Raw genomic sequence first — 25,166 nt, forward strand, 5'->3', positions numbered from 1 at the left:
TGCATTCCGAACAGGAAACCAAAAAAAAGGCCCGAACCTTGAGAGGTCCGGGCCGAATGCGGTCTATGACAGCTTTTCCGGGTCTAACCCGGAAAAGCTCTAGATAGACCGCGACGGGCCGTGAAGCGGCGCCCTTCTGCCGGGCGCCGCAAACCCCTTGATCAAGACGAGTGATATGCGGCTTCGCCGTGGGTCGAAAGGTCGAGACCTTCCCGCTCGGCCTCGACGCTCACGCGCAGGCCGACGACGACGTCGACGATCTTGTAGAGGATCGCCGAACCGATGCCCGACCACAGCAGCGTCGTCAGGACGCCCTTTGCCTGGTTCAGGACCTGAGTTGCGGTGCCGGAATAGGTGGCGGCGAAATCGGCCGTCGAATAGTCGACGATGCCTGCACCGCCCAGCGCCGGGTTGACGAGGATACCGGTGCCGAGAGCGCCGATGATGCCGCCGATGCAATGCACGCCGAAGACGTCGAGGCTGTCGTCGTAGTTGAACTTGTTCTTCACGACGTCGACGAAGAAGTAGCAGACCGGCGAGACGACCAGGCCGAGAACGATCGAGCCCATCGGGCCGGCAAAGCCTGCCGCAGGCGTGATGGCGACGAGACCGGCGACGGCACCGGAAGCACCGCCGAGCATCGAAGCCTTGCCGCGGGCGAGGCTTTCGACGATGCACCAGGAGACGGCGGCGGCAGCCGTCGCAACGAAGGTGTTGATCATCGCAAGCGATGCGTAGCCGTTGGCCTCGAGGTTGGAGCCGGCGTTGAAGCCGAACCAGCCGACCCACAGCAGCGATGCGCCGACCATGGTCAGCGTCATCGAATGCGGAGCCATGATTTCCTTCTTATAGCCCGTGCGCTTGCCGAGCATGATGGCGCCGACGAGGCCGGCGATACCGGCATTGATGTGAACGACCGTGCCGCCGGCGAAGTCGATTGCACCGTAGGAGAAGATCAGGCCGGCCGGCGAGGTGTAGGAGCTCGGGCCACCCCAGAACCAGACCATATGCGCCATCGGGAAGTAGATGAAGGTGACCCACAGCACGACGAAGAGCATGACGGCCGAGAACTTGATGCGCTCGGCGAAGGCGCCGACGATGAGGCCGGGCGTGATGCAGGCGAAGGTCATCTGGAAGACGATGAAGGTGTATTCGGGAATGGCGACGCCCTTCGAGAAGGTCTCGACCAGCGACGAGGTGTTGACGCCGGCAAGGAACGCCTTGGAGAAGCCGCCGACGAAGCTGTTCAGCGAGCCGCCATCGGTGAAGGCGAGCGAATAGCCGTAGGTTACCCAGAGCAGCGACACGACGGCCGTGATCATGAAGACCTGCATCAGCACGGAGAGCATGTTCTTGGCGCGCACGAGGCCGCCGTAGAAAAGCGCGAGGCCCGGGATGGTCATCAGCAGGACGAGCGCCGAGGAGACGAGCATCCAGGTGTTGTCACCCTTGTCCATCGTCAGAGCAGGAGCAGCGGCGGCAGCAGCGGCAGGCGCTGCCTCCTGGGCAAAAGCGACGGCCGGCGCCAGAAGCGCAGCCGTTGCTGCGCAAACCCGCGCAAAGGTGGAGGAAAACTTCGAGATTGACATTGAAAAAAGCTCCTTGGTCTGCCGTTCTTTACAGCGCTTCTGAATCGGTTTCGCCCGTACGGATGCGCACGGCATGGTCGATCGAATAGACAAAAATCTTGCCGTCACCGATCTGGCCGGTCTTGGCCGACGCCGCGATGGCTTCGACGGCCCGGTCGACGAGTTCGGATGCAACGGCGATTTCGATCTTGAGCTTCGGCAGGAAGCTGACCGCGTATTCGGTGCCGCGGTAGATTTCGGTATGTCCCTTCTGGCGCCCGTAGCCCTTCACTTCGGTCACGGTCAGGCCCTGAATGCCGATCGCCGTAAGCGCTTCGCGGACCTCATCGAGCTTGAACGGCTTGATAATAGCCATCACAATTTTCATCTGGTTTCCCATCCTTCGTTATCCTCGGCGCGGAGCCGACTCTCCTTGCCGCTGACGTTCCTGAACAGCGACCGGCGATATACATTCAAAGGACGTGCCAGATTCGAGACGTGGTGTAACTTATTGAAATATAAAGAATTTGTGAAACAGCACCAATAAACAGGCAAATGATTGGCCAATAAGCGCACAAATAACACGCAAATTTGCAAATATGCACACTATTTAATCATTTGCCTTTTTCCGAATCAAACCCTCCTGGGCGACGGAGGCGATCAGCACGCCCGAGCGGGTCAACAGGCTGCCGCGGGTCAACCCCCTGGCGCCCGAGGCCGACGGGCTATCCTGCGTATAGAGCAGCCAGTCGTCGAGCTTGCAGGGCCGATGGAACCACATGGAATGATCGAGGCTCGCCACCTGCAGGCTCTGATCGAAGATCGACGTGCCATGCGCATAAAGCGACGTATCGAGCAGCGTCATGTCGGAGAGATAGGCAAGCACCGCCGCCTGATAGCGCCGATCGTCGGGAACCGGCCCGGTCGCCCGCACCCAGACGTCCTGCCTGGGATCGAGCTTCCTGTCGGAGAAATAATGGGTCAGCGAGACAGGGCGGATCTCGATCGGCCGCTCGCGCTGCCAGTATGCCCGGATCGCCTCCGGCGCATGCGCGAGATACTGTTCCTTGATCTCCTGCTCGCCGAGCAGCGCCTCCGGCATCTGTACCTCGGGCACGGCGATCTGGTGGTCGAAGCCCGGCTCTTCCAGCTGGAAAGAGGCCGACAGCGCGAAGATCGCCCGGCCGTGCTGGATCGCGACGACACGCCTGGTATTGAAGCTCGATCCGTCGCGGATGCGCTCCACCTGATAGATGATCGGCACCGCGGGATCGCCGGGCCGCATGAAATAGGCATGCAGCGAATGGACGAAACGCTCAGCCTCGATGGTGCGCTGCGCCGCCATCAGCGCCTGGCCGATCACCTGCCCGCCGAAGACCCGCTGCCAGCCGGCCTGAGGACTGCGGCCGCGGAAGATGTCGACCTCGATCGGCTCCAGGTCGAGCGTCGCAAGCAGCCTCTCCATCGCCGAGGGCCCTGATATCTCGCGCGTCATTTTGTATGCCTCCCGGCGGTAGGAAGTGAAGTGGCGATGATCTATATAGATCACATCTGAGGCACAAGGTACGGGAGCGGCGTGATGCTTGATATGCTGGTTGTGGGCGGGGGCTATGTCGGCCTTTCCGCTGCCGTTGCGGTCAAGCAGGCAGCACCGCATCTGAAAGTCTCGGTGGTCGAGGCCGCACCCGAGCATGCGTGGAAGAACGACACGCGCGCTTCCGCCGTCATCGCCGCCGCGGTGAAGATGCTCGAAATCTTCGGCATCTGGAACGAGATCAAGCCGGAAGCTCAGCCGATCACCAAGATGATCGTCACCGATTCGAGAACCTCCGACCCCGTGCGCCCGATTTTCCTCACCTTCGACGGCGAAGTGGCCGAAGGCCGGCCCTTCGCGCACATGATCCCGAATGTCGCCATGGTCGCGGCCCTGCGCGGCGCCTGCGACCGACTCGGCATCGACATCCGCCACGGGCTTGGCGCGACGGAGCTCAAAACTGAGGACAGCCATGCCACCGTCATGCTTTCGGACGGCAGCACGCTGGAATCGCGGCTGGTGGTTGCCTGCGACGGCGTGCGCTCGAAGCTGCGCGATCTCGCCGGCATCAGGACCGTCACCTGGGACTACGGCCAGTCCGGCATTGTCGCGACCGTCGAACATGAGCGATCGCATGAAGGCTGCGCCGAGGAGCATTTCCTGCCGGCCGGCCCCTTCGCCATCCTGCCGCTCAGGAACAACCGCTCCTCGCTGGTCTGGACCGAGCGCACGCATGATGCCGACCGGCTGGTCGCCGCCGACGAGCTGGTCTTCGAGGAGGAACTGGAACGCCGCTTCGGCCACAAGCTCGGGGCGCTGAAGGTCATCGGCGACAAGCGCGCCTTTCCGCTCGGCCTGACGCTCGCCCGCGCCTTCGTCGCCCCGCGTTTCGCGCTTGCCGGCGACGCCGCCCACGGCATCCATCCGATTTCAGGACAAGGTTTGAACCTCGGCTTCAAGGATGTGGCGGCGCTGGCCGAAACCGTCGTGGAAGCCGATCGTCTCGGCCTCGATATCGGTTCGATCAACATTCTCGAGCGCTACCAGACCTGGCGGCGCTTCGACACCTTCCGCATGGGCGTGACGACCGACGTGCTGAACCGGCTCTTCTCCAACGACGCAATGCCGATCCGCGTCGCCCGCGATGTCGGTCTCGGCATTGTCGACCGGCTGCCGCGCCTCAAATCCTTCTTCATCGGCCAGGCGGCCGGAACGACGGCGAAGGACAACCCCCGCCTGCTGACCGGCCAGACGATCTAAAAACAATGATGAAAAGTGCTACTCGTCGAGGCGCCGCGCCTCGGACACCAGCATGATCGGGATGCCGTCGCGGATCGGATAGGCAAGGCGCGCCTTTTCCGAAACGAGCTCATTGTGCTCGCGGTCATAGGAAAGCCGGCCCTTGGAGAGCGGGCAGACCAGGAGCTCCAGCAGTTTCGGATCGACGCGGCTCAGTTTTTCGTCCATGGCCGAAGTTTACTGCAGAACCGTGTCGGAGTCACCGAAGACCCGCGCCAGCACGATTTCGGTAATGGCGATCAGCGTCTCGGCCCGCGTCTTCAGATCGGGCGCCTCCAAGAGAGCCTGTTTTTCGGCCGGTCCGAACGGCGACATCATGGCGAGCGAATTGACCAGCGTCAGATTGCTCGCCCGCTCGACGCTCTCCCAGTCGGCTTCCAGCTTGTTGGCATCGAGATAGGCTTTGAAGGCGGTGAGCAGGGCTGTGCGATCGACCGCCTCCTCCTCGTTCTCCGCCGAGAGGTCGGCGATGAAGGGCGCGATCCGGAAGGTGCGGAAGGGATAGCTGGTCACCTTCTCCTCCAGCAGCCGGAAGCGGCAGACGCCGGTCAGCGACACGATATAGCGCCCGTCGCCGGTCTCGGCGAAGGAGGTGATTCGCCCAAGACAGCCGACGGTGGCGAGGCTGGGTTCGTGCCCCTTGTCCTCATGTTCGCCGAGCGCCGGCTGCACCATGCCGATCAGCCGGTTTCCGGCAAGCGCCGCATCCAGCATCGTCAGATAGCGCGGCTCGAAGATGTTGAGAGGAAGCTGTCCGGCCGGCAGGAGGAGGGCCCCGGGCAGCGGGAAGACGGCGATGGCATCGGGCAGATCGCCCGGCTTCAGGTATCTGGCATTACCGACTTGCATGAAACCGTCCCGCATTCTTGTAAACGGGCATGCCCGTTCTGACGAGAATGTGGTGCCCCCGCTTAAAAACGCAAGGGCCGATATTCTAATCTTAGGAGAACAGCATCGCCGAAAGCTTGCGGCGGGCGGCAACCGTCGCCGGATCCTTGAAACCCCAGACCTCGAAGAACTGCAGCAGCTGGCGGCGCGCGCCGTCATCGTCGAAGCCGCGGTCCTTGCGCATGATCTGAAGCAGATGTTCGGCCGCCTCGTCGCGCCGGCCTTCGACATTGAGGATCTTGGCGAGCTTCAGCCGCGCTTCGTGATTGTCGGGATTGGCAGCCAGGTCACGCTCGAGCGCAACGGGATCGCCGAGCTTGCGCGCCTCCTCGATCTGGTCGAGCTTCTTCAAGACCGCCTGGATGCCGGCATCTTTAGCGAGCTCCTCCGGCAGATCCGTCAGTGTTTCGCGCGCCCGCTCATGCTGGTTTGCGGCGATCATGCATTCGGCCATTCCGGCAAGCGCCTTGGCATTCTCGGGATCGGCCTGCATGACGGCGCCGTAAAGCTGCGCGGCCTCGTTGAGGTTGCCGGCGGCAAGCAGCTCCGCCGCTTCCGTCAGGACGGCCTCGATTTCGGCCGCCTCATCGGCGCCGGCCGGTCCGGCGATCCGGTCGATGAACTGGGTGATCTGGCTTTCCGGCACCGCGCCCATGAAACCGTCGGCCGGGCGGCCGTTGACGAAGGCGATGACGGCGGGGATAGACTGGATGCCGAGCTGGCCGGCAATCGAGGGATGGTCGTCAATGTTCATCTTGACCAGCCTGACGCGGCCCTTGGCCTCGTTGACAACCTTCTCCAGAACCGGTGTCAGCTGCTTGCACGGACCGCACCAAGGCGCCCAGAAATCGACCAGCACCGGCTGTTTGCGCGATTCCTCGATGACGTCCTTGCCGAAATTCGCCGTCGTCGTGTCGGTGATATAGCTGCCGGCCGCCGCCGGTGCCCCCTGAGCGCCGAAGCTTGCCGTTGCCGACATCTGATTTCCGAAGGAACCGTTATAGGGGTTGTTGCTGCCGCTCATAGGTATCTCCCGCCGCGCCGATCCTGCCGGCATCATTGTAGCGCTAAAATCGTATGTCAGGACGTCACTTTCAAGACAAGCGGCTTATGTCCGGTCGCCTCCATGAAACGGACGAGGTCGCCGCTTGCAATCGATGTGGTCGCATCATTGGCGAGCGGATGGCAGTTGAGGACCTCTTCAGCCATCAGATCGGCATCGAGCACGAAGGTGACATTTCCTGCCGTATCATTGATCGCACCGAAGGCGGTGACCGCGCCGGGAATGACACCGAGATACTCCATGAGCTTCTCGGCCCTGCCGAAGGAGACCCGGCCGGAGCCGCCGATGATGGTGTGCACCTGCTTGAGGTCGACCTCGGCATTCTCCTCCACGGTCAGCAGAAAATACCTGTCCTTCTTGTCCTTGATGAAGAGATTCTTGGTGTGGCCGCCGGGGATCTCATCGCGCAAAGCAACCGATTCGGCCACGGTGAAAACAGGCGCGTGATCGACCGTCTTATGGGCAATGCCGAGTCCGTCGAGGAAGGTGAACAGATCGTCTTTCGTCTTGGGCGTGTTTTCGGGCATCGGGCAATCCGTTGGTGGCGAGGAAAAGCGAGGCGTCCTGATTAAGTCCGTCCACATCATTTGGCAATCTTCGCCACCGACGCGCTACCCCCACATTTGCGGCCTTTCCGCCGGCCTCATGCGACCGCCCGAATTTTTCTTCGTCTCTTCGTCATTTCCCTGTTGCATTTGAAAATCCGTTAGGCCATATAGCGCCCGTCGCCACGAGGCGGCGCCCACGGTCCAACGACTACCCCGGACCGATGCGGATTGAGCGGGTGTAGCTCAGGGGTAGAGCACAACCTTGCCAAGGTTGGGGTCGAGGGTTCGAATCCCTTCGCCCGCTCCAGTTTTCCCAACTTCATAGCGAAGACATAGTAACAAACTGTCCTTGTGACATGGATGACAACCTCGTTCCGAACGGGTCTTATGCCGAACGCTTGTGGCTGCCTGCTCCCGGCATAGGGGGCGTCAGTCACCTGATAGCGATGTCCTTCCATTGGTGGAATCGGCTATTCGGCCTACCGCATCAAGCTCCAGAAGCCATGCTTCTTTCCATGCTGACGGATCAGTTCGTTGACGTAAGCGTCGTGGGGTTGGGTCTTGCCGAAATCGTCGATATGAGGCGCAAGCGACGCGCATTCCGCCAGATGACGCGCGGCATGCCTGTAACGGCTGGATCGGCCATAATCGAGGGCGAAGCCGATCATCGACCGCAGCACGATGGTTGCTGCGAGCGGGTGTTTCTCCTGCAGCATTTCGGCGGCCGGCGTCATCAGCTCGTAGAGGTTGCCATCCAGTTCCGCCTGGCGCCTTGAGACGAGTTTGGCTGCCTCGGCAGCTGCGGGCCAGGCCAGGAAAAAGGCAAGGGCCTGATGAACATCGGGATAGCCGTGCGCGAAGGCGAATGCCTTTTCCTCGGCCTCAATATCATCGAAGTCGGCGAGCTTTCGCAGGAAAGCGCGAAGGTGCTCCCCGTTCAGCGACTGCTCGAAGCATTGCCATCGATAGGCCTGCGCTTCCTTTCCCCGTCCGAGCGCGTCGAGCGCTTCTGCGCGGGCGCGCTGCCATTCAAAAGGCAGTTCGAACCACCCCCGCTGATCGATGCCGTCCAAAATCTTCAATGCTTCCTCGGCGCGTCCCGCCGAAAGCAAGCGGCTGGCGATCTCTGCCGCGACCGTCGGCGCCCTTAAGGTTTCCTCCGGCTGATGGGCGATGAAGGCATCGACGTCATCCTGGGCATCGGCAATTTCCTGCAGAGCGATGCGTGCGGTCTGTCGCCGATGGTTGGCGTAGATTTCGTCTTTGTAGATTGGCCCATTGCCGCCCCAGCCGAATATCTCCCGCTCGGCCTCGGCAGGCTTCTCCTCCTGTTCGTTCGACCATTGCATCAGCAGGCTCTTCAACCGTTCCAGACCGTCCTTGCCCAGCGCCGGAACCATCTCGGCGATCAGCGGGTCATATTGGCCGTGGTCATTATCCTGCAAGGCAGTGAAGACCTTGTCGGCAAGGACATCGATACCGATCCCCGCGGACCTGGCGATGACGGCGGCATCGGCGCACGCCTGGTGGAACGTCTCGATGAAGGCTGTGTCGCTGCTGTTGGATCGGTGGAATATCGAATCGGCAACGGCAAGGAATTGCCAGATGAGATCGAACGCTTCCTTCGGATCGTCGGCGGCCACGACGGTGACGATCGCGGATCGTTGCGTTTCGAGGTCCCCATTGACGGTTTTTACCTTATGCCATTCGATGACGCTCTGCGCCCGTGCGATGCTGCCGAGGCGCTTGCGGATCTCACGCGCGACCTCGGTGCTGCCCTGATTGCCGGCCAGTTCCATGCGAAGCCGCCGTTTATGGGCGGCACTGCCGGTGCTGATTTCGATCAGCAGTTCGGCGAGACGTGGTGCGCCGAGAGCTTCCAGGTTCTTCGCGTTGAGGGTCGTCTTTGCTGCCATGGGTCACCGCTGTCGTTTCGCGCCGACCCTAACCCGGCATTCAAATCAGTCCAAGGTGCCGAGGGCGGAGGCGCAAGTATACCGTATCGCGAATTCGTATGACTTTATCGGCGGTTAGTCTCGCCGAATCATGGCCGTTAGCCAAAAAATAACGCTGCCTCGTAACGACTCCTAAAGCCCGCTTTGGCACCTTGTTGCCTATCGATATTTGCTTCCAAATTTTTCGGCTGGGGTTGGTTATGAGTCACACTAAGGACGCCTGGGTCAGCCAGCGCGCTTATTCGCTGTGGGAATCGGAAGGCCGGCCGGATGGGCGCGGGGAAAGCCACTGGGCGCAGGCGCTCAAGGAATTCGAGCAGCTGGAGCTGACGAAGGCTTCGCCCGACGGAAACGATCTCATCGAAAAGCTGAAGGCAGCCGGGCGGCTGATGCGGGTCTATGATGAGGCGCCCGCTGCCAAGGACGACCTGCAGCTGAAAGCCGCGCGTTAGGCGATTGCCAATTCCCCGTGTGCCAAAATAGTCAGCGGCAATCCCGGCGCATGATCGGCCTTGCCGGCAGTCGTCTTGCGACTTCGACGAAACCCTTGCCAAATCTACCGGCGGGCCGCCCAGCTGAGGCCGCGCCGCAGGATGAGCGGCATGTAGGGATGGTCGAATTCGGCCGCGACATGACCGAGAGCGGAATAGAAGATGCGGCCGGCGCCGAAATGGCGCTTGAAGACGACCGGCATCACGACATTGCGCGCCGCCGGATCATATACGCCGGTGAAGGTGGTGGTCGCCAGGATTTCGACCGTGGGATCGTAATGCAGATAATATTGCTCCGAACGGTAGTCGAAGTCGGGAATGCCCTCCATAACAGGATCGTCCTGGCGGGTGACCGCGACCCGGAAGTCGATGATGTTGCCGGGATGGGCGACCCAGGTGACGCCGGAGACATAGCGGAAAGGCGCGCTTTCCTTGAAGGAGGTGGCAAGCGCGCCGTGATGGCCGGCAAGCCCCAGCCCGCCGCGCACCGCTTCGACCAGGGCCGCGGCATGCGGCTTTTCCAGCGTTTCGCCGGTGATGATCGGCACCAGCAGATCGGCTTTCGCCAGCGTCGGAGATCCGAATATGCCGAGATCGCCGGTCACCTCGACCGCAAAGCCGTCCTCGCGCAAGAGAGCGGCGACGATATGGGCGCATTGCTCCGGCTCATGCCCCTGCCAGCCGCCCCAGACGACCAATGCCTTCCTCATTCACGCGCTCCCTGGCTGATTGCTGCGGACCGTTGCACATGAGCCCTTAAAACGGGCGGTTATGCAAATCACGCGAATAATTCACGGATCGCCGATCCGGCACAAATCGTACGGGGCGCGCCGGGCGGTTCGGCATTTGACCGATTGCCATTCACGCCTGTCGCAGTTCCTTCTTTTTATTGCCGTGTATCTCGTCTAGGTTTCTCCCGTCTTTTAAGAACAACAAGGGTGGTGCATGGCAGGTGAAACGGTTCTTGTGGTCGGCGGCGCCGGTTATATCGGCTCGCATACGTGCCTCGACCTGGCGAACAAGGGCTACAAGCCTGTCGTCTTCGATAATTTTTCCAACGGCCATCGCGAGTTCGTCAAATGGGGGCCGGCCGAAGAAGGCGATATTCGCGATCGCGCCCGGCTGGACGAGGTGCTGGCCAAGCACAAGCCGGCGGCGATCCTGCATTTCGCGGCGCTGATCGAGGTCGGCGAATCGGTCAAGGATCCGGTTTCCTTCTATGAGAACAACGTGATCGGCACTTTGACGCTGCTTTCGGCGGCGCAGGCCGCCGGCATCAACGCCTTCGTCTTCTCCTCCACCTGCGCCACCTACGGCCTGCCGCAGAGCGTGCCGCTCGACGAGACGCATCGGCAGGTGCCGATCAACCCCTATGGGCGGACGAAATATATCGTCGAACAGGCGCTTGCCGATTACGACCAGTATAAGAGCCTGCGCTCGGTGGTGCTGCGTTATTTCAACGCCGCCGGCGCCGATTTCGAAGGCCGGATCGGCGAATGGCACCAGCCGGAGACGCATGCAATCCCGCTGGCGATCGATGCCGCGCTCGGCCGCCGCCAGGGCTTCAAGGTGTTCGGCAGCGATTACGAGACGCGCGACGGCACCTGCGTGCGCGATTATATCCACGTGCTGGATCTTGCCGATGCGCATGTGCGCGCCGTCGAATATCTCTTGAAGGGCGGAGAGTCCGTCGCGCTCAACCTCGGCACCGGCACCGGCACGACCGTCAAGGAATTGCTCGGCGCGATCGAGGACGTGTCGAACCGGCCGTTCCCGGTCGAATATATCGGCCGTCGCGAGGGCGATTCGCATACGCTGGTCGCCAATAACGACAAGGCGCGCGACGTGCTCGGCTGGGTGCCGCAATATGATCTCTCCGAGATCATCCGCTCCGCCTGGAACTGGCATGCAAGATCCAACCAGCATTGAGCCAGCCGGAATTGAGAGCGACCGCCGGCCGAACATTCTGCTGATCACGGCGGACCAGTGGCGCGGCGACTGCCTGTCTTCTGCCGGTCATGCTTGTGTGAAAACGCCCAATGTCGACGCCTTGGCTCGAGAGGGCACGCTTTTCCGGCGGCACTATGCCGGGGCGGCACCCTGCTCGCCGGCGCGGGCCACGCTCTATACCGGCCTTTACCAGATGAACCATCGCGTCTGCCGCAACGGTTCGCCGCTCGATGCCCGCTTCGACAATCTGGCGTTGGCCGCCCGGCGGGCGGGATATGATCCGACGCTGTTCGGCTATACCGACACGGCGCCCGATCCGCGCGGCATGGATGCGGCCGACCCGCATTTGACGACCTATGAAGGCGTGTTGCCCGGTTTTACGGTCCGCCAGCTTCTGCCCGAGCATGAAAGACAATGGCTCTCCTGGCTGAGGTCGCGTGGCCACACACATGCCGTCAGCCGCGACATCCATATTCCCGTCGGTGCGCAAGCCGGCGAAATTTCCGATGCGGCGCCGGCCTATTCCCGCGACGAGACCCAGACCGCTTTCCTGGCCGGCGAATTCATCCGCTGGATGGGCGAGCAGGACGGGCCGTGGTTTGCGCATGTCTCTTTTTTGCGTCCGCATCCGCCGTTTTCCGTGCCGGAGCCGTTCAACCGGATGTTCGGGCCGGGTGACGGACCGGCTTTTGCGCGCGCGACAAATGCCCAAGCGGAAGAGGCCAGCCATCCCTATCTCGCCTATGCCATGCCGCGCACCGGCAGGGGCAATTTCATTCACGGCGCCACCGGGCCGCTCAGCGGCTGGAATGGCGGGGATTTCGCTGCGATCCGGGCAATCTATTACGGCATGATAGCCGAGGTCGACGCGCAACTCGGCCGCATCTGGCAGGCGCTGAAGGATGCGGGTGCCTGGGAGAATACGCTTATCGTCTTCACGTCCGATCACGCCGAGATGGCGGGCGATCACTGGACGCTCGGCAAGGGCGGTTTCTTCGACGGCAGCTATCATGTTCCGCTTGTCATTCGTGATCCCGCAAGCAGTGCCGCAGGCGGGACCGTCGACGATTTCACCAGCGCCGCGGACATTTTTCCGACATTGTGCGAAAAGCTCGGCATCGAGGCGAAAAACGGGCTCGACGGCCGGTCGCTCATGCCGTTCGTCAACGGCCGGAGCGAGCCGGGATGGCGGGATGCGGCATTCTGGGAATTCGATTTCCGTGATATCGCCGCCGGCGAGGCGGAACGGCATTTCGGACTGAGGTCCAACCAATGCAATCTCGCGGTGATCCGCGATGCGCGGTTCAAATATGTGCATTTTACCGCACTGCCGCCGCTGCTCTTCAATCTTCGCAACGATCCGATGGAGCTCGACAATGTCGCGGCTGATCCGGCCTATGCGGCCACCCGGCTCGAATATGCCGAAAAGCTGCTGTCGCTGAGGGCGCTGCATCTGGATCAGACGCTTGCCTATACCGAGTTGACGGAAAATGGGCCGGTGACGCGCCGGCCCTGATCTCTTTTACCCGAGATAATCACGCTTGCCGATCGGCGCACCCTGATTGCGCAGGATGGCGTGGGCGGTCGCGACGTGGAAATAGAAGTTCGGCAGCGCGAAGGTGGTGACATATTCGTCACCCGGAAGCACGATGCCGCTGCTGCCCGGCAGGGTGATCTGGCGGCCTTCCACGCCTTCCAGCGCTTGCGCCGAAAATGTGGCGAGATAGGCTTCGGTCTTTGCCAGGCGCTCGCGCAACTCGTCGAACGTCTTTTCATTATCCTCGAACTTCGGGGCGTCGGTGCCCGTCAGCCGAGCGAGAGTGAATTTGGCGCTGTCGCTGGCGCGCTGATACTGGCCGGAAAGCGGCAGCATGTCCGGCGCAAGGCGCGCAGCGACCAATATGGCGGGATCGACATTCTTTTCCCTCGCAAAGGCTTCGGCCTTGTCGAGATAGGTTTTCAGGCTGGCGAGGCCCCGCTGAAACATCGGAACAGTGAGGCGATAGATCGAAATGGACATCTGTCCTGTCTCCAAAATCTTCAAATAGTCAGGCCGCAGCGAGAGATCGAAGGCGCCTGCGGCGGTCCACCTGTCTTCGACCCCGTCATAGATGGAGGCTCCCTTCGTCTTCCGCAATGCAGCGAATGCAGGTGCCGGGGCATAAGGCCTGTGGCATTGCGCGCCCGGTCCATATCTCGTCGCCGCTAAAGAGGCTTGACGCCGTTCCCAGAAAATGGAATGAATATTCCGAAGAACAAATTTTACGGTTTGTTTGTTCCGTTTTGCGGAACGCCGCGGGAGAGGCGGCGCGAGCGAATAGCGGCTCCAGGGCAAAATGCCTGGAGCTCCGGCGTGAGGAGGGTGCAGCCGGGCACCGTTTGTGGAGGAAGTAAAATGAAAAAGTTTATCCTGGGCACTGCGATGGCGCTCGTCATGTCGGCGGCCGCTCACGCGGAAACCGTCGGCGTCTCGATGGCGAAGTTCGACGACAACTTTCTGACCGTTCTGCGCAACGGCATGACCGATTACGCCAAGACGCTGAGCGGCGTCACCCTGCAGGTCGAAGACGCGCAAAACGACGTTTCCAAGCAGCAGAGCCAGATCCAGAATTTCATCGCCTCCAAGGTCGATGCAATCATCGTCAACCCTGTTGACACCGACGCGACGACGGCGATGTCGAAGCTTGCGGCCGATGCCGGCATTCCGCTGGTTTACGTCAACCGTCAGCCGGTCAACGTCGACACGCTTCCTGAGAAGCAGGCTTTCGTGGCCTCCAACGAACAGGAATCCGGCACGCTGGAAACCAAGGAAATCTGCCGCATTCTCGGTGGCAAGGGCAAAGCCGTCGTTATCATGGGTGAGCTTTCCAACCAGGCCGCGCGCATGCGCACCCAGGATATCCATGACGTCATCAAGACCGATGAGTGCAAAGGCATCGAGATCGTCGAAGAGCAGACGGCCAACTGGGATCGCACCCAGGGCGCCGACCTGATGACCAACTGGCTCTCCAGCGGCATCGAGTTCGACGCTGTCATCTCCAACAACGACGAAATGGCAATTGGCGCTATCCAGGCGCTGAAGGCAGCCGGCAAGGATATGAGCAAGGTCGTCATCGGCGGCGTCGACGCCACGCAGGACGCGCTTGCCGCCATGCAGGCGGGCGACCTCGACGTTACCGTGTTCCAGGATGCCGCCGGCCAGGGCAAGGGCTCGCTCGATACTGCGCTGAAGATCGCCAAGGGCGAAAAGGTCGAGAAGAAGGTCTATATTCCCTTCCAGCTCGTCACCCCTGAAAACGTCAAGGACTTCGTCACCAAGAACTGAGGCGAACGCCTAACGGGATGCGGGCAAAGCCCGCATCCTTTTCGCCTGCCCGTATCCGGAGGAGATGATATGGCCGTCAGCCCGACAACCATGGCCGCCGTGCGCGCAAGCGGCGCAGTTCCGAATGCGGAATATCTGTTGAGCGCCGAAGGCGTTCGCAAGGAATTTCCCGGTGTCGTCGCACTCGACGACGTACAGTTCCGGCTGAAGCGCGCCTCCGTGCACGCGTTGATGGGCGAAAACGGCGCCGGCAAATCGACATTGATGAAGATCCTGGCCGGCATCTACACGCCCGATAAAGGCGATATCCGCCTGAAAGGCATCGAAATCCAGCTGAAATCTCCGCTCGACGCGCTGGAGAATGGCATTGCCATGATCCATCAGGAACTGAACCTGATGCCGTTCATGACGGTCGCGGAAAATATCTGGATCCGCCGCGAACCGAAGAACCGCTTCGGCTTCGTCGATCATGGCGTGATGCATCGCATGACCGAGGAGCTGTTTGCCCGGCTCAATATCGATATCGATCCCGATATCGAGGTCCGTTACCTCTCGGTCGCCAACCGCCAGATGGTCGAGATCGCCAAGGCGGTTTCCTATAATTCCGACGTGCTGATCATGGACGAGCCGACTTCGGCGCTGACGGAGCGGGAGGTCGAGCATCTTTTCCGCATTATCCGCGACCTCAGGGCGCAGGGAATCGGCATCGTCTATATCACCCACAAGATGAACGAGCTTTTCGAGATCGCCGACGAGTTTTCGGTATTCCGCGACGGTCGCTATATCGGCACGCATGCATCGACCGAGGTCACCCGCGACGACATCATCCGCATGATGGTCGGGCGCGAGATCACCCAGATGTTCCCCAAGGAAGAGGTGCCGATCGGCGAGGTCATGCTCTCCGTCAAGGATCTTTGCCTCAAGGGCGTCTTCAAGGATGTCTCCTTCGAGGTAAGGGCAGGCGAGATCCTCGGAGTGGCCGGCCTTGTCGGCTCCGGACGGTCGAATGTCGCCGAAACGCTCTTCGGCGTGACGCCGGCAAGCTCCGGCTCCATCGAGCTCTACGGCAAGCCGGTGACGATTTCGTCACCGACCGAGGCCATCCGCAACCAGATGGCGTTCCTGACCGAGGACCGCAAGGATACCGGCTGTCTGCTGATCCTCGATATTCTCGAGAACATGCAGATCGCCGTTCTGCAGGACAGATACGTCAAGGGCGGCTTCGTGCAGCAGGGCGCGATCGAGGCGACCTGCGAAGACATGGCAAAGAAACTGCGGGTGAAGACGCCCAATCTCTACGAGCGGGTGGAAAATCTTTCGGGCGGCAATCAGCAGAAGGTGCTGATCGGCCGCTGGCTGCTCACCAATCCGCGAATCCTGATCCTCGACGAGCCGACACGCGGCATCGATGTCGGCGCCAAGGCGGAGATTCACCGGCTGGTCACCGAAATGGCGCGAAACGGCGTGGCAGTCATCATGATCTCATCCGAGATGCCCGAGGTTCTCGGCATGAGCGACCGCATCATGGTCATGCACGAGGGACGCGTGACCGGTTTCCTCAATCGCGATGAAGCAACGCAGATCAAGGTGATGGAGCTGGCTGCGCAGTGATGCGCCGTCTGCAATCGCCCAAGGGAGGTTTGACATGAGTACCAAGGCAGCAGAGGGCGCGGCTCCGCTCGCAACCCGGCAACGGCGGCGGCGCTTACCGACCGAGCTCAGCATTTTCCTCGTGCTCGTCGGCATCGCACTCATCTATGAAGCGCTCGGCTGGATGTTCATCGGCCAAAGCTTCCTGATGAATTCGCAGCGTCTGACGATCATGATCCTGCAGGTCTCCGTCATCGGCATCATCGCCGTCGGCGTCACGCAGGTCATCATCACAGGCGGCATCGATCTTTCATCCGGCTCGGTCGTCGGCATGACGGCGATGATCGCGACAAGCTTCGCCCAGTCCTCCACCTGGGGACGGGCAGTCTTCCCCTCGCTGACCGACCTGCCGGCTGTCGTGCCGATCATGGTCGGCCTGCTGATCGGAGCGGCTGCGGGTCTGGCGAATGGCGCACTCATCGCCTACACGAAAATCCCGCCCTTCATCGCAACGCTCGGCATGTTCGTGTCGGCCCGCGGCGTGGCGAAGTGGTACACCAAGGGACAGCCGGTTTCCGGCATCACCGAGCAGTTTCACTTCATCGGCACCAAGGCCTGGCCGGTCGTCGTCTTCCTGGTCGTCGCGCTGATCTTCCATATTGCGCTACGCTACACACGCTACGGCAAGTTCACCTATGCGATAGGCGCGAACCCGCAGGCGGCGCGCGTCTCCGGCATCAACATCGAGGCGCATCTCGTCAAGGTCTATGTGATCGCCGGATTGCTCGCCGGTCTTGCCGGCATCGTCACGGCGGCACGCGCGGAAACCGCGCAGGCCAGCATGGGCGTCGGATATGAGCTCGATGCGATTGCCGCGACCGTCATCGGCGGCACCTCGCTGACCGGCGGCGTCGGCCGCATCACCGGCACCGTCATCGGCACCATTATCCTCGGCGTGATGACATCGGGCTTCACCTTCCTGAGGATCGACGCCTATTATCAGGAGATCGTCAAAGGCTTCATCATCGTCGCGGCTGTTGTGATCGACGTCTACAGACAGAAGAAGCGCCGCAAGCACTGATCTCTGCCGGCATCATTCGTAATTTTGCGGGGGCTTCGGCCCCCGTTTGCGTTTTCGCGCCGATGGCCGATTTTCAAAAAAAGAGATGGCGAATTCCGTCAGCTTTTCTATTCTGGCCACTTCATTCGCCCGCTACAGCGCCGCGCGTCTGGAAAGACGCGCAAAGGACGCTGTAGCACTTTGAATGCTGCATAATTTTATCCTTAAATCGATTCCGATTTAAGGAATTAGGCAGTAGGGCAGCGCAGGAAGACAGATGCAATTCGTATTTGACGGTCACAACGACGTTCTCCTTCGACTCTGGACACATTCAAAAGACGGCAGCGACCCTATCGCGGAATTTTCGGACGGCACGACGGTCGGCCATATCGATGCGCGCCGGGCGAAAGCGGGCGGTCTGTCCGGTGGTCTCTGCGCCATCTACATTCCCTCGGGCGATCTCGTCTTCGCCGATCCGGATGCCGACGGCCGTTATGTCACGCCGATGGCCGCCCCGCTTGATCCGCTTCCGTCCCTTGCGATCGCCACTGAAATGGCGGCGATCGCGCTGCGGCTCGACCAGGCCGGCGCCTGGCGTCTCTGCCGCACGGTCAAGGACATCCGTGGCGCCATGGCGGAGGAGGTTTTCGCCGCCGTCATGCATATGGAAGGCTGCGAGGCGATCGGCGCCGATCTGTCGGCGCTCGAGGTATTCTATGCGGCCGGCCTGCGCTCGCTCGGGCCGGTCTGGAGCCGGCACAACGTCTTCGGCCATGGTGTGCCCTTCGCCTTCCCGATGTCGCCGGACACCGGGCCGGGTCTCACCGATGCCGGTTTTGCGCTGGTACGGGAATGCAATCGCCTCGGCATCCTGATCGACCTTGCCCATATCACCGAGAAGGGCTTCTGGGACGTGGCGAAGACGACCGACCAGCCGCTGGTCGCCAGCCACTCCAATGCCCATGCGCTGACGCCGGTCGCGCGCAACCTGACGGACAGGCAGCTCGATGCGATCCGCGAAAGCCGCGGTCTCGTCGGCATCAATTATGCCACTGCGATGCTGCGCGCCGACGGCCGCTCGGACAGCGATACGCCGATTGCCGACATGATCCGTCACATCGACCATCTCGTGAACCGCATCGGCATCGATTGCGTGGCGCTCGGATCGGACTTCGACGGCGCCACGATCCCTGAGGAAATCGGCGATGCGGCCGGCAATCAGAAGCTGATTGCCGCTCTCAGGGAGGCTGGTTATGGTGAGGCGGATCTCACGAAACTTGCCCGTGAAAATTGGCTTCGCATTCTCGCACAAGCCTGGCGGGAGGACGACGCCTAAAGCGCCGCCCGCCTCTGGACGCGCTGAGAACGGACAATAGTTTTAATGAGGTACGACCGACAAAACGCTTCGTAATCAATCAAGAACAGGGGAACAGACCATGATGATCACCAAGCTCAGCCGCAATTACCGCCTGCTTTCCGCCGGAGCCGCTCTTTCGCTGCTGATGATGACGGCACCTTCCGCCTTTGCCGAAACGCCCAAAGACACGCTTGTCGAGGGTTTTGCGTTCGACGACATCATCACCATGGATCCCGGCGAGGCTTTCGAGCTTTCGACCGCCGAAATCACCAGCAACAGTTACAGCCTGCTTGTCCGTCTCGATCTCGCCGACACATCCAAGGTGAAGGGCGATCTTGCCGAGAGCTGGAGCGTTTCGGATGACGGCCTCACCTATACGTTCAAGCTGAAACCAGGCCTCAAATTCGCATCCGGGAATCCTGTTACTGCCGAAGACGTTGCATGGTCGTTCGAGCGAGCCGTCAAGCTCGACAAGAGCCCGGCCTTTATCCTTACCCAGTTCGGCCTGACCGGCGACAATGTCACCGAAAAGGCCAAGGCGGCCGATGCCAATACCTTCGTCTTCACGGTCGACAAAGCCTATGCGCCGAGCTTCGTGCTCAACTGCCTGACGGCGACGGTCGCCTCCGTGGTCGATAAAAAACTCGTGCTCGAGCATGTGAAGGCGGTAACGCCGGATGCCGAGCACAAATACGACAATGATTTCGGCAATGAGTGGCTGAAGACCGGTTATGCCGGCTCCGGCGCCTTCAAGCTGCGCGAATGGCGGGCCAACGAAGTCGTCGTGCTGGAGCGCAACGACAATTATTATGGCGATAAGTCGAAGCTCAATCGCGTCATCTACCGCTTCATGAAGGAAAGCTCGGCCCAGCGGCTGGCGCTCGAAGCCGGCGATATCGACATCGCCCGCAATCTCGAGCCCGGCGACATCGACGCCGTTTCCAAGAACGCCGATCTGGCGACGACAAACGCGCCGAAGGGCACGATCTACTACGTCAGCCTGAACAACAAGAATGAGAACCTGAAGAAGCCGGAAGTCCAGGAAGCCTTCAAATATCTGGTCGACTACGATGCGATCGGCGCGACCCTGATCAAGGGGATCGGCGAGATCCACCAGACCTTCCTGCCGGAGGGCCAACTCGGCGCGCTTGATGAAAACCCCTACAAGCTCGATGTCGCCAAGGCCAAGGAACTGCTGGCCAAGGCCGGCGTGCCCGACGGTTTCTCGGTGACGATGGACGTGCGCAACACCCAGCCGGTAACCGGGATTGCCGAATCGATGCAGCAGTCGCTGGCGCAGGCCGGCGTGAAGCTGGAGATCATCCCCGGCGACGGCAAGCAGACGCTGACCAAATATCGCGCCCGCACCCACGATATCTATATTGGCCAGTGGGGTTCGGACTATTTCGACCCGAACTCGAATGCCGACACCTTCACCAGCAATCCCGACAATTCCGATGCCGGCACGGTGAAAACGCTCGCCTGGCGCAACACCTGGGAGGCGCCGGAACTCGACAAGCAAGCCAAGGCCGCGCTGCTTGAGCGCGACGGTGAGAAGCGGGCCGCCATGTACGAGGATATCCAGAAGAAGTTCCTCGCCAACAGCCCCTTCGTCATCATCTTCCAGCAGACCGAAGTAGCCGGCTATCGCAAGAATTTGAAGGACTTCAAGCTGGGTCCGAGCTTCGATACCAATTTCGTCGGTCCGATCGCCAAGGAATGATCCGGCAGGATTGGTCGCTTGAGCACCATTGAAACAACACAGGTGGCGGCACGGCCCCGAAAGGGCGGTGCCAGCACCCTCGCCAAGGCGGTCGGGCGGTTCCTGTTCGCCGCCGTCACCACCTATCTCGGCCTTCTGGCCGTCACCTTCTTCATCGGCCGCGTCGTGCCGATCGATCCCGTGCTCGCCATCCTCGGCGACCGCGCGCCCACCCATGTCGTCGAGCGTGTGCGCCGGGAAATGGGCTTCAATCTGCCGCTCTATGAGCAGTTCTACATCTATGTCAAAGGTGTGCTGTCCGGCGATTTCGGCAATTCGGTGCTGACGACCAACCCTGTGATGGTCGACATCCGCCGCGTCATGCCGGCGACGATCGAACTTGCCACACTCGGAACGCTGATCGGCGCCTGCGTCGGCGTGCCGCTCGGCGTTCTCGCCGCCGTGCGCCGCGGCAGCATCGCCGACCAGGTGGTGCGCGTCATCGGCCTGATCGGTTATTCCGTGCCGATCTTCTGGCTGGCGCTGATCTCGCTCGTCATCTTCTACGCGCAGCTGCGCTGGGTGGCCTTTCCCGGCCGCATCGATATCGTCTTCGAATATACGTTCACGCCGATCACCGGCTTCTATCTGCTGGACAGCGCCTGGCAGGGGCAGTGGGATGTCTTCTATGATGTGTTCCGCCACATCATCCTGCCTGCCTCGCTGCTCGGTTATTTCTCGCTCGCCTATATCAGCCGCATGACCCGCAGCTTCATGCTGAACGAGCTGTCGCAGGAATATATCGTCGCCGCGCGCGCCAAGGGGCTTTCGGAAACGCGGGTGATCTGGGGCCATGCGCTGCGCAACGCCGCCGTGCCGCTCGTCACCGTCATCGCGCTTTCCTATGCCGGCCTGCTCGAAGGATCGGTGCTGACCGAAACCGTCTTTTCCTGGCCGGGCATCGGGCTCTACATCACCAACTCGCTGCAGAATGCCGATATGAACGCCGTGCTCGGCGGCACGATCGTCATCGGCACGGTTTTCATCGGCATCAATCTTCTGTCCGATCTTCTCTACCGGACGCTCGACCCGAGGACGCGAAACCGATGACGGCTCCCGCCAGCCCATCGCCGACGATGAGCCGCCGCGACTGGCTGCTGTCCGACCGGCCGCAATCGCGCATGCAGGCGCGCCTCGGCCGCGCCTATGTCACCTGGCGGCAGTTCACCGCAAACCGGCTTGCCGTCGTCGGCCTGCTGATTATCGTGGCGCTGCTTTTCATCGCCGCCTTCGCCGATATCATCGCCACGCACAATCCCGTCGTCGGCGATCTGCGCAATGCCCGGCTGCTGCCGCCGGGAACGGGTGAATTCCTGCTCGGCACCGACGACCAGGGCCGTGATATCTTTTCGCGGCTGATCTACGGATCGCGTTTGACGCTGCTGGTCGTCGTGCTCGTCGCCGTCATCTCGGCGCCGATCGGCCTGATCGTCGGCACCGTCTCCGGTTATGCCGGCGGGTGGGTGGATGCGACGCTGATGCGCATCACCGATATTTTCCTCGCCTTTCCGAAGCTGGTGCTGGCGCTCGCTTTCGTCGCCGCGCTCGGCCCGGGCATCCAGAATGCGATCATCGCCATCGCCATCACCTCCTGGCCGCCCTATGCCCGCATCGCGCGCGCCGAAACGCTGACGGTCCGGCGGTCCGACTATATCTCGGCGGTGAGGCTGATGGGCGCCTCGCCGTTGCGCATCATCGTGCGCCATGTCATGCCGCTCTGCATTTCCTCGCTGATCGTGCGCGTGACGCTCGATATGGCCGGCATCATCCTGACGGCAGCCGGCCTCGGCTTCCTCGGCTTGGGCGCGCAGCCGCCGCTGCCGGAATGGGGCGCGATGATCGCTTCGGGCCGGCGCTTCATCCTCGATCAATGGTGGGTGGCGGCGATGCCCGGCATCGCCATCCTCATCGTCAGCCTCGGCTTCAATCTGCTCGGCGACGGCCTGCGCGACGCGCTCGATCCGAAGGAGAGCGGCCAGTGACGACGCTTCTGACGGTCGACAAGCTCAAGGTCAGCTACCCCACGCGCACCGGCATGATCGAAGCCGTGCGCGGCGTCTCCTTCACGCTCGGCAAGGAAAGGCTCGGCATCGTCGGCGAATCCGGTTCCGGCAAGTCGCAAACCGGTCGGGCCATCATGGGCCTGACGCCGAAACACGGCATCGTCACGGCCGACAGGCTGGATTTCAGCGGTATCGACCTCCTCAAGGCCTCGGCCGGGCAACGGCGCAGGCTGCGCGGCAAGCGCATCGCCATGATCCTGCAGGATCCGAAATATTCGCTCGATCCTGTTATGACGATCGGCCGGCAGATCTGCGAAACGCTGCGCACCCATGAAAAGGTCGGCAAGGCGGAGGCGCGCGAGCGGGCGCTCGCCATGCTGGAGGCCGTGCAGATCCGCGATCCGAAACGCGTCTTCGATCTGCATCCGCACGAAGTTTCGGGCGGCATGGGGCAGCGTGCGATGATCGCCATGATGCTGATCGCCGGGCCGGAGCTGCTGATTGCCGACGAGCCGACCTCGGCGCTCGACGTGACGGTGCAGCTCGATGTGCTCAGAATCATGGACAGGCTGGTGTCGGAGCGCGGCATGGGATTGATCTTCATCTCCCATGATTTGAGACTGGTCTCCTCTTTCTGCGATCGCGTCATCGTCATGTATGCCGGAAAGATCGTCGAGGAGCTTGCGGCCGTCGATCTCAAACACGCGCAGCATCCCTATACCCAAGGACTGCTGAACTGCATGCCCGAGATCGGCGCGAACCGCCATCCACTGCCCGTGCTCGACCGCAGGCCGGAGTGGGCGGCATGAGCGCAGCACTCCACGTCGACAATCTCAGCGTCGTCTACGATGAATTTCACGCCCTGAAGGATGTCAGCATCGATGTCGAACGCGGTGAATCCTTCGGTCTCGTCGGCGAGTCCGGCTCGGGCAAATCCACCTTGCTGCGCGCCGTGGCCGGACTTGCACCGATCAGCGGCGGCGCGATCCACGTCGACGGCGAAGCATTGAAAGGCGCAAAGCGCAGCAAGGCCTTCTATCGGCGTGTGCAGATGGTCTTTCAGGATCCTTATGGCTCGCTGCATCCGCGCCAGACGATCGACCGGCTGCTGCTCGAACCGCTTGCGATCCACGGCATCGGGGACAACGACAGGCGCATCGCGCGGGCGCTCGACGAGGTCGGCCTCGGCAATGGCTTCCGTTTCCGCTACCCGCATCAGCTCTCCGGCGGCCAGCGGCAGCGTGTGGCAATCGCCAGGGCGCTGATCGTCGAACCGTCTATCCTGCTGCTCGACGAGCCGACATCGGCGCTCGATGCCTCGGTGCAGGCCGAGGTGTTGAACCTGCTCGAACAGATCCGCCGCGACCGCAAACTCACCTTCATTATGGTGAGCCACGATCTCGGCGTGATCACCCATATGTGCGACAGGCTCGCCGTGATGCGCAATGGCGCCGTTGTCGAACGATTGAGCTCGCAAGCGCTGGCGGAGGGCGCGGTCCGGGAGGACTACACGAAAAATTTGATGATCGCGAGCAAAGGGTTCGTCAAAGCCTGAAAGCCAATCATTTCAAACTATTGAAAAGAAACGAGCGGCGCCGGCGTTAAGGATAATATTTCGCTAAAAGACGACCATTCAGCTAGACTATTGACAGCTGCCCCGCTTCTGTCATGATCCTGTTAACGATTGTTAGCTTTCGTGATCGATGGAGGTTGAGGCATGTTCTTTCTCGGTGGGATGACCATGGGCTACCTCGATCCTCCCGTCAGAACCGAACGCAAGGAACAGATGACGGTCGCCATGCCTGCGGAAAAGGACCGGCGCCTGATCGAGACCTCCAACCCGCCGCAGAACGAGAACGCCGTCGAGCGCTCGTTGATCTGGGCATGGCGCACGCTCTTCTAACAGCCGGTTGAATTTTCTCTTCCGCTCCCTCTGGACGGAAATTTATCTCTACCTACCTGATAGAGAATAAGAAATATAACAGCGAGCCGCACAACCGGCCGCACGAGAACAACGGAGGCGACATATGGCAGAACTGGGTATTTCGCATACTCACGTGAACCACTATGGTTCCGTACCGACCAAGAAGCCGCACGCCACGCGTCACAGGCTTCAGGCGGTGCTCCATGGGACAATCTTCACCGCGGCATTCCTGTTTGTGGTGGCCATGGTCTTCGGCCTGGTCGGATAGTCGGCAGATAACAAGCCTCGGCAGGCGCCGAGGCTGCGGCGAGTGCCGCCCTTGTTGAATGCCGGACACCGTCTCGGCGTTTCAAGCCCCTTGATCATCCTTCTCCTTATCACGCGCTCGAAAAGGGCGCCGCCTCAAGCACTCGCGGCGCATTTTTGCTCCCGTTAATGCGTGTCGCCCGGAAGTGTGCCGCGGTTCCGGGACAACGACATGCATAAAAACAAAGAGCTAAAGCGCGTTGCGTGAATCAAATTTGATGCGACGCGCTTTAGGTCTGGCCGAGTTCAAGTCGACGCACGCCCCGGTCGGACCGTGAGCAGGCGAACAAGCCGCTCAAAGGACAGCCGAAGATCCGGAAAATCCTCCCTCTGCGCCTGCCTCGCCGCAACCAGGCGCCGGCATGCTCGCCATCCCCGCCGCGCAAGCGCATCGGTCAGGCGGCGCATGCCTCTTGACTTGAATTATTCCGATGGTGTCCAACTTTTCGACATGGTTTTGCGGAGAGTGTATTGATCGCCCTCGGGTCGTCCTGGACCAGGGCTGCGCCCGATTGCATCGCTTGCCAGACGTCATTCACCCCG

The 25,166-nt window shown here is 61.4% G+C and carries 25 protein-coding genes and 1 tRNA gene; 16 read left to right on the forward strand and 10 right to left on the reverse strand.

Going from position 1 to position 25,166, the window contains the following annotated elements; genetic code table 11:
- Nucleotides 1-161: 161 nt before the first annotated feature.
- The 3 genes from CO655_RS01010 to tesB form a co-directional block, all read right to left on the reverse strand.
- Entirely contained in the window at nucleotides 162-1,589 is a 1,428-nt protein-coding gene (locus tag CO655_RS01010; protein ID WP_097663510.1) for an ammonium transporter, read from the reverse strand.
- Between the two features lie 28 nt (nucleotides 1,590-1,617).
- The gene (locus CO655_RS01015; RefSeq protein WP_003543684.1) at nucleotides 1,618-1,968 is read right to left on the reverse strand and encodes a P-II family nitrogen regulator; all 351 of its coding nucleotides are present in this window, start codon (nucleotides 1,966-1,968) and stop codon (nucleotides 1,618-1,620) included.
- 210 nt (nucleotides 1,969-2,178) lie between these two features.
- Complete coding sequence (gene tesB, locus CO655_RS01020) at nucleotides 2,179-3,063, reverse strand: acyl-CoA thioesterase II (RefSeq protein WP_097663511.1); 885 nt, start codon at nucleotides 3,061-3,063, stop codon at nucleotides 2,179-2,181.
- An 84-nt stretch (nucleotides 3,064-3,147) separates the two neighbouring features.
- Here tesB and CO655_RS01025 point away from each other — a divergent pair, with 84 nt between their 5' ends.
- On the forward strand, nucleotides 3,148-4,362 hold the full coding sequence (locus CO655_RS01025) for a ubiquinone biosynthesis hydroxylase (RefSeq protein WP_097663512.1): 1,215 nt from the start codon (nucleotides 3,148-3,150) through the stop codon (nucleotides 4,360-4,362).
- Nucleotides 4,363-4,380: 18 nt separating this feature from the next.
- Here the strand turns inward: CO655_RS01025 and CO655_RS01030 are convergent, their stop codons facing one another.
- The 4 genes from CO655_RS01030 to CO655_RS01045 all read right to left on the reverse strand — a co-directional run bounded on the left by CO655_RS01030 (nucleotide 4,381) and on the right by CO655_RS01045 (nucleotide 6,879).
- Complete coding sequence (locus CO655_RS01030) at nucleotides 4,381-4,569, reverse strand: Trm112 family protein (protein ID WP_010034724.1); 189 nt, start codon at nucleotides 4,567-4,569, stop codon at nucleotides 4,381-4,383.
- Between the two features lie 9 nt (nucleotides 4,570-4,578).
- Nucleotides 4,579-5,265 carry an LON peptidase substrate-binding domain-containing protein gene (locus tag CO655_RS01035; protein ID WP_176539198.1) on the reverse strand — a complete coding sequence of 229 codons (687 nt, stop codon included), beginning with the start codon at nucleotides 5,263-5,265 and terminating at the stop codon, nucleotides 4,579-4,581.
- Between the two features lie 76 nt (nucleotides 5,266-5,341).
- Nucleotides 5,342-6,313 (reverse strand): thioredoxin, encoded by a 972-nt coding sequence (gene trxA, locus CO655_RS01040; protein WP_097605890.1) that lies wholly within the window; start codon nucleotides 6,311-6,313, stop codon nucleotides 5,342-5,344.
- 56 nt (nucleotides 6,314-6,369) lie between these two features.
- Nucleotides 6,370-6,879 carry a prolyl-tRNA synthetase associated domain-containing protein gene (locus CO655_RS01045; RefSeq protein WP_097663513.1) on the reverse strand — a complete coding sequence of 170 codons (510 nt, stop codon included), beginning with the start codon at nucleotides 6,877-6,879 and terminating at the stop codon, nucleotides 6,370-6,372.
- A 253-nt stretch (nucleotides 6,880-7,132) separates the two neighbouring features.
- Between CO655_RS01045 and CO655_RS01050 the strand changes: the two genes are divergently transcribed.
- Nucleotides 7,133-7,207, forward strand: a tRNA-Gly gene (locus CO655_RS01050).
- Nucleotides 7,208-7,379: 172 nt separating this feature from the next.
- Here CO655_RS01050 and CO655_RS01055 read toward each other — a convergent pair.
- Nucleotides 7,380-8,816: a DUF6880 family protein gene (locus tag CO655_RS01055; RefSeq protein ID WP_097663514.1), complete on the reverse strand. Its 1,437-nt coding sequence runs from the start codon at nucleotides 8,814-8,816 to the stop codon at nucleotides 7,380-7,382.
- Between the two features lie 239 nt (nucleotides 8,817-9,055).
- On the opposite strand from CO655_RS01055, the gene CO655_RS01060 reads away from it, so the two are divergent.
- Nucleotides 9,056-9,307: a DUF2934 domain-containing protein gene (locus CO655_RS01060; protein ID WP_097663515.1), complete on the forward strand. Its 252-nt coding sequence runs from the start codon at nucleotides 9,056-9,058 to the stop codon at nucleotides 9,305-9,307.
- Nucleotides 9,308-9,411: 104 nt separating this feature from the next.
- On the opposite strand, the gene CO655_RS01065 is transcribed toward CO655_RS01060, so the two are convergent.
- Entirely contained in the window at nucleotides 9,412-10,056 is a 645-nt protein-coding gene (locus CO655_RS01065) for a ThuA domain-containing protein (RefSeq protein WP_097663516.1), read from the reverse strand.
- Between the two features lie 235 nt (nucleotides 10,057-10,291).
- On the opposite strand from CO655_RS01065, the gene galE reads away from it, so the two are divergent.
- A complete protein-coding gene (gene galE / locus CO655_RS01070) occupies nucleotides 10,292-11,275 on the forward strand; it encodes a UDP-glucose 4-epimerase GalE (RefSeq protein WP_097580532.1) in 984 nt (327 codons plus the stop codon).
- Entirely contained in the window at nucleotides 11,253-12,812 is a 1,560-nt protein-coding gene (locus CO655_RS01075; protein ID WP_097663517.1) for an alkaline phosphatase family protein, read from the forward strand. Before galE ends, CO655_RS01075 begins: the two co-directional genes overlap by 23 nt.
- Nucleotides 12,813-12,818: 6 nt before the next feature.
- On the opposite strand, the gene CO655_RS01080 is transcribed toward CO655_RS01075, so the two are convergent.
- Nucleotides 12,819-13,316: a DUF1993 domain-containing protein gene (locus tag CO655_RS01080; RefSeq protein WP_097605998.1), complete on the reverse strand. Its 498-nt coding sequence runs from the start codon at nucleotides 13,314-13,316 to the stop codon at nucleotides 12,819-12,821.
- Between the two features lie 375 nt (nucleotides 13,317-13,691).
- Here CO655_RS01080 and CO655_RS01085 point away from each other — a divergent pair, with 375 nt between their 5' ends.
- From CO655_RS01085 to CO655_RS33725, 11 genes are all read left to right on the forward strand, one after another.
- A complete protein-coding gene (locus CO655_RS01085) occupies nucleotides 13,692-14,621 on the forward strand; it encodes a sugar ABC transporter substrate-binding protein (protein WP_097605883.1) in 930 nt (309 codons plus the stop codon).
- A 69-nt stretch (nucleotides 14,622-14,690) separates the two neighbouring features.
- Entirely contained in the window at nucleotides 14,691-16,232 is a 1,542-nt protein-coding gene (locus CO655_RS01090) for a sugar ABC transporter ATP-binding protein (protein ID WP_038691901.1), read from the forward strand.
- A gap of 34 nt (nucleotides 16,233-16,266) precedes the next feature.
- Nucleotides 16,267-17,292, forward strand: a complete 1,026-nt coding sequence (locus CO655_RS01095) for an ABC transporter permease (RefSeq protein WP_097580528.1) — start codon at nucleotides 16,267-16,269, stop codon at nucleotides 17,290-17,292.
- 256 nt (nucleotides 17,293-17,548) lie between these two features.
- Nucleotides 17,549-18,607, forward strand: a complete 1,059-nt coding sequence (locus CO655_RS01100) for a dipeptidase (RefSeq protein WP_097605882.1) — start codon at nucleotides 17,549-17,551, stop codon at nucleotides 18,605-18,607.
- 100 nt (nucleotides 18,608-18,707) lie between these two features.
- Nucleotides 18,708-20,351 carry an ABC transporter substrate-binding protein gene (locus tag CO655_RS01105; RefSeq protein ID WP_097663518.1) on the forward strand — a complete coding sequence of 548 codons (1,644 nt, stop codon included), beginning with the start codon at nucleotides 18,708-18,710 and terminating at the stop codon, nucleotides 20,349-20,351.
- Nucleotides 20,352-20,369: 18 nt separating this feature from the next.
- Nucleotides 20,370-21,440 (forward strand): ABC transporter permease, encoded by a 1,071-nt coding sequence (locus CO655_RS01110; RefSeq protein ID WP_097580525.1) that lies wholly within the window; start codon nucleotides 20,370-20,372, stop codon nucleotides 21,438-21,440.
- Nucleotides 21,437-22,372, forward strand: coding sequence for an ABC transporter permease (locus CO655_RS01115; RefSeq protein WP_097605880.1), 936 nt, complete (start codon nucleotides 21,437-21,439; stop codon nucleotides 22,370-22,372). Before CO655_RS01110 ends, CO655_RS01115 begins: the two co-directional genes overlap by 4 nt.
- Nucleotides 22,369-23,202: an ABC transporter ATP-binding protein gene (locus tag CO655_RS01120; RefSeq protein WP_097663519.1), complete on the forward strand. Its 834-nt coding sequence runs from the start codon at nucleotides 22,369-22,371 to the stop codon at nucleotides 23,200-23,202. Before CO655_RS01115 ends, CO655_RS01120 begins: the two co-directional genes overlap by 4 nt.
- Nucleotides 23,199-23,948, forward strand: coding sequence for an ABC transporter ATP-binding protein (locus CO655_RS01125; protein WP_097605878.1), 750 nt, complete (start codon nucleotides 23,199-23,201; stop codon nucleotides 23,946-23,948). The genes CO655_RS01120 and CO655_RS01125 overlap by 4 nt, the downstream gene beginning before the upstream one ends.
- Nucleotides 23,949-24,110: 162 nt before the next feature.
- On the forward strand, nucleotides 24,111-24,296 hold the full coding sequence (locus CO655_RS01130; RefSeq protein WP_097663520.1) for a hypothetical protein: 186 nt from the start codon (nucleotides 24,111-24,113) through the stop codon (nucleotides 24,294-24,296).
- A 124-nt stretch (nucleotides 24,297-24,420) separates the two neighbouring features.
- Nucleotides 24,421-24,585 (forward strand): hypothetical protein, encoded by a 165-nt coding sequence (locus CO655_RS33725; RefSeq protein WP_012485575.1) that lies wholly within the window; start codon nucleotides 24,421-24,423, stop codon nucleotides 24,583-24,585.
- Nucleotides 24,586-25,166: the final 581 nt, after the last annotated feature.

Source organism: Rhizobium sp. M1, from assembly GCF_002531805.1.
Taxonomy (GTDB): domain Bacteria; phylum Pseudomonadota; class Alphaproteobacteria; order Rhizobiales; family Rhizobiaceae; genus Rhizobium; species Rhizobium etli_C.

Bases quoted from the DNA above. Each gene is read 5' to 3' on its own strand.
- CO655_RS01010 (WP_097663510.1), bottom strand. From the start codon at position 1,589: ATGTCAATCTCGAAGTTTTCCTCCACCTTTGCGCGGGTTTGCGCAGCA.
- CO655_RS01015 (WP_003543684.1), bottom strand. From the start codon at position 1,968: ATGGGAAACCAGATGAAAATTGTGATGGCTATTATCAAGCCGTTCAAG.
- tesB (WP_097663511.1), bottom strand. From the start codon at position 3,063: ATGACGCGCGAGATATCAGGGCCCTCGGCGATGGAGAGGCTGCTTGCG.
- CO655_RS01025 (WP_097663512.1), top strand. From the start codon at position 3,148: ATGCTTGATATGCTGGTTGTGGGCGGGGGCTATGTCGGCCTTTCCGCT.
- CO655_RS01030 (WP_010034724.1), bottom strand. From the start codon at position 4,569: ATGGACGAAAAACTGAGCCGCGTCGATCCGAAACTGCTGGAGCTCCTG.
- CO655_RS01035 (WP_176539198.1), bottom strand. From the start codon at position 5,265: ATGCGGGACGGTTTCATGCAAGTCGGTAATGCCAGATACCTGAAGCCG.
- trxA (WP_097605890.1), bottom strand. From the start codon at position 6,313: ATGAGCGGCAGCAACAACCCCTATAACGGTTCCTTCGGAAATCAGATG.
- CO655_RS01045 (WP_097663513.1), bottom strand. From the start codon at position 6,879: ATGCCCGAAAACACGCCCAAGACGAAAGACGATCTGTTCACCTTCCTC.
- CO655_RS01055 (WP_097663514.1), bottom strand. From the start codon at position 8,816: ATGGCAGCAAAGACGACCCTCAACGCGAAGAACCTGGAAGCTCTCGGC.
- CO655_RS01060 (WP_097663515.1), top strand. From the start codon at position 9,056: ATGAGTCACACTAAGGACGCCTGGGTCAGCCAGCGCGCTTATTCGCTG.
- CO655_RS01065 (WP_097663516.1), bottom strand. From the start codon at position 10,056: ATGAGGAAGGCATTGGTCGTCTGGGGCGGCTGGCAGGGGCATGAGCCG.
- galE (WP_097580532.1), top strand. From the start codon at position 10,292: ATGGCAGGTGAAACGGTTCTTGTGGTCGGCGGCGCCGGTTATATCGGC.
- CO655_RS01075 (WP_097663517.1), top strand. From the start codon at position 11,253: ATGCAAGATCCAACCAGCATTGAGCCAGCCGGAATTGAGAGCGACCGC.
- CO655_RS01080 (WP_097605998.1), bottom strand. From the start codon at position 13,316: ATGTCCATTTCGATCTATCGCCTCACTGTTCCGATGTTTCAGCGGGGC.
- CO655_RS01085 (WP_097605883.1), top strand. From the start codon at position 13,692: ATGAAAAAGTTTATCCTGGGCACTGCGATGGCGCTCGTCATGTCGGCG.
- CO655_RS01090 (WP_038691901.1), top strand. From the start codon at position 14,691: ATGGCCGTCAGCCCGACAACCATGGCCGCCGTGCGCGCAAGCGGCGCA.
- CO655_RS01095 (WP_097580528.1), top strand. From the start codon at position 16,267: ATGAGTACCAAGGCAGCAGAGGGCGCGGCTCCGCTCGCAACCCGGCAA.
- CO655_RS01100 (WP_097605882.1), top strand. From the start codon at position 17,549: ATGCAATTCGTATTTGACGGTCACAACGACGTTCTCCTTCGACTCTGG.
- CO655_RS01105 (WP_097663518.1), top strand. From the start codon at position 18,708: ATGATGATCACCAAGCTCAGCCGCAATTACCGCCTGCTTTCCGCCGGA.
- CO655_RS01115 (WP_097605880.1), top strand. From the start codon at position 21,437: ATGACGGCTCCCGCCAGCCCATCGCCGACGATGAGCCGCCGCGACTGG.
- CO655_RS01125 (WP_097605878.1), top strand. From the start codon at position 23,199: ATGAGCGCAGCACTCCACGTCGACAATCTCAGCGTCGTCTACGATGAA.
- CO655_RS01130 (WP_097663520.1), top strand. From the start codon at position 24,111: ATGTTCTTTCTCGGTGGGATGACCATGGGCTACCTCGATCCTCCCGTC.
- CO655_RS33725 (WP_012485575.1), top strand. From the start codon at position 24,421: ATGGCAGAACTGGGTATTTCGCATACTCACGTGAACCACTATGGTTCC.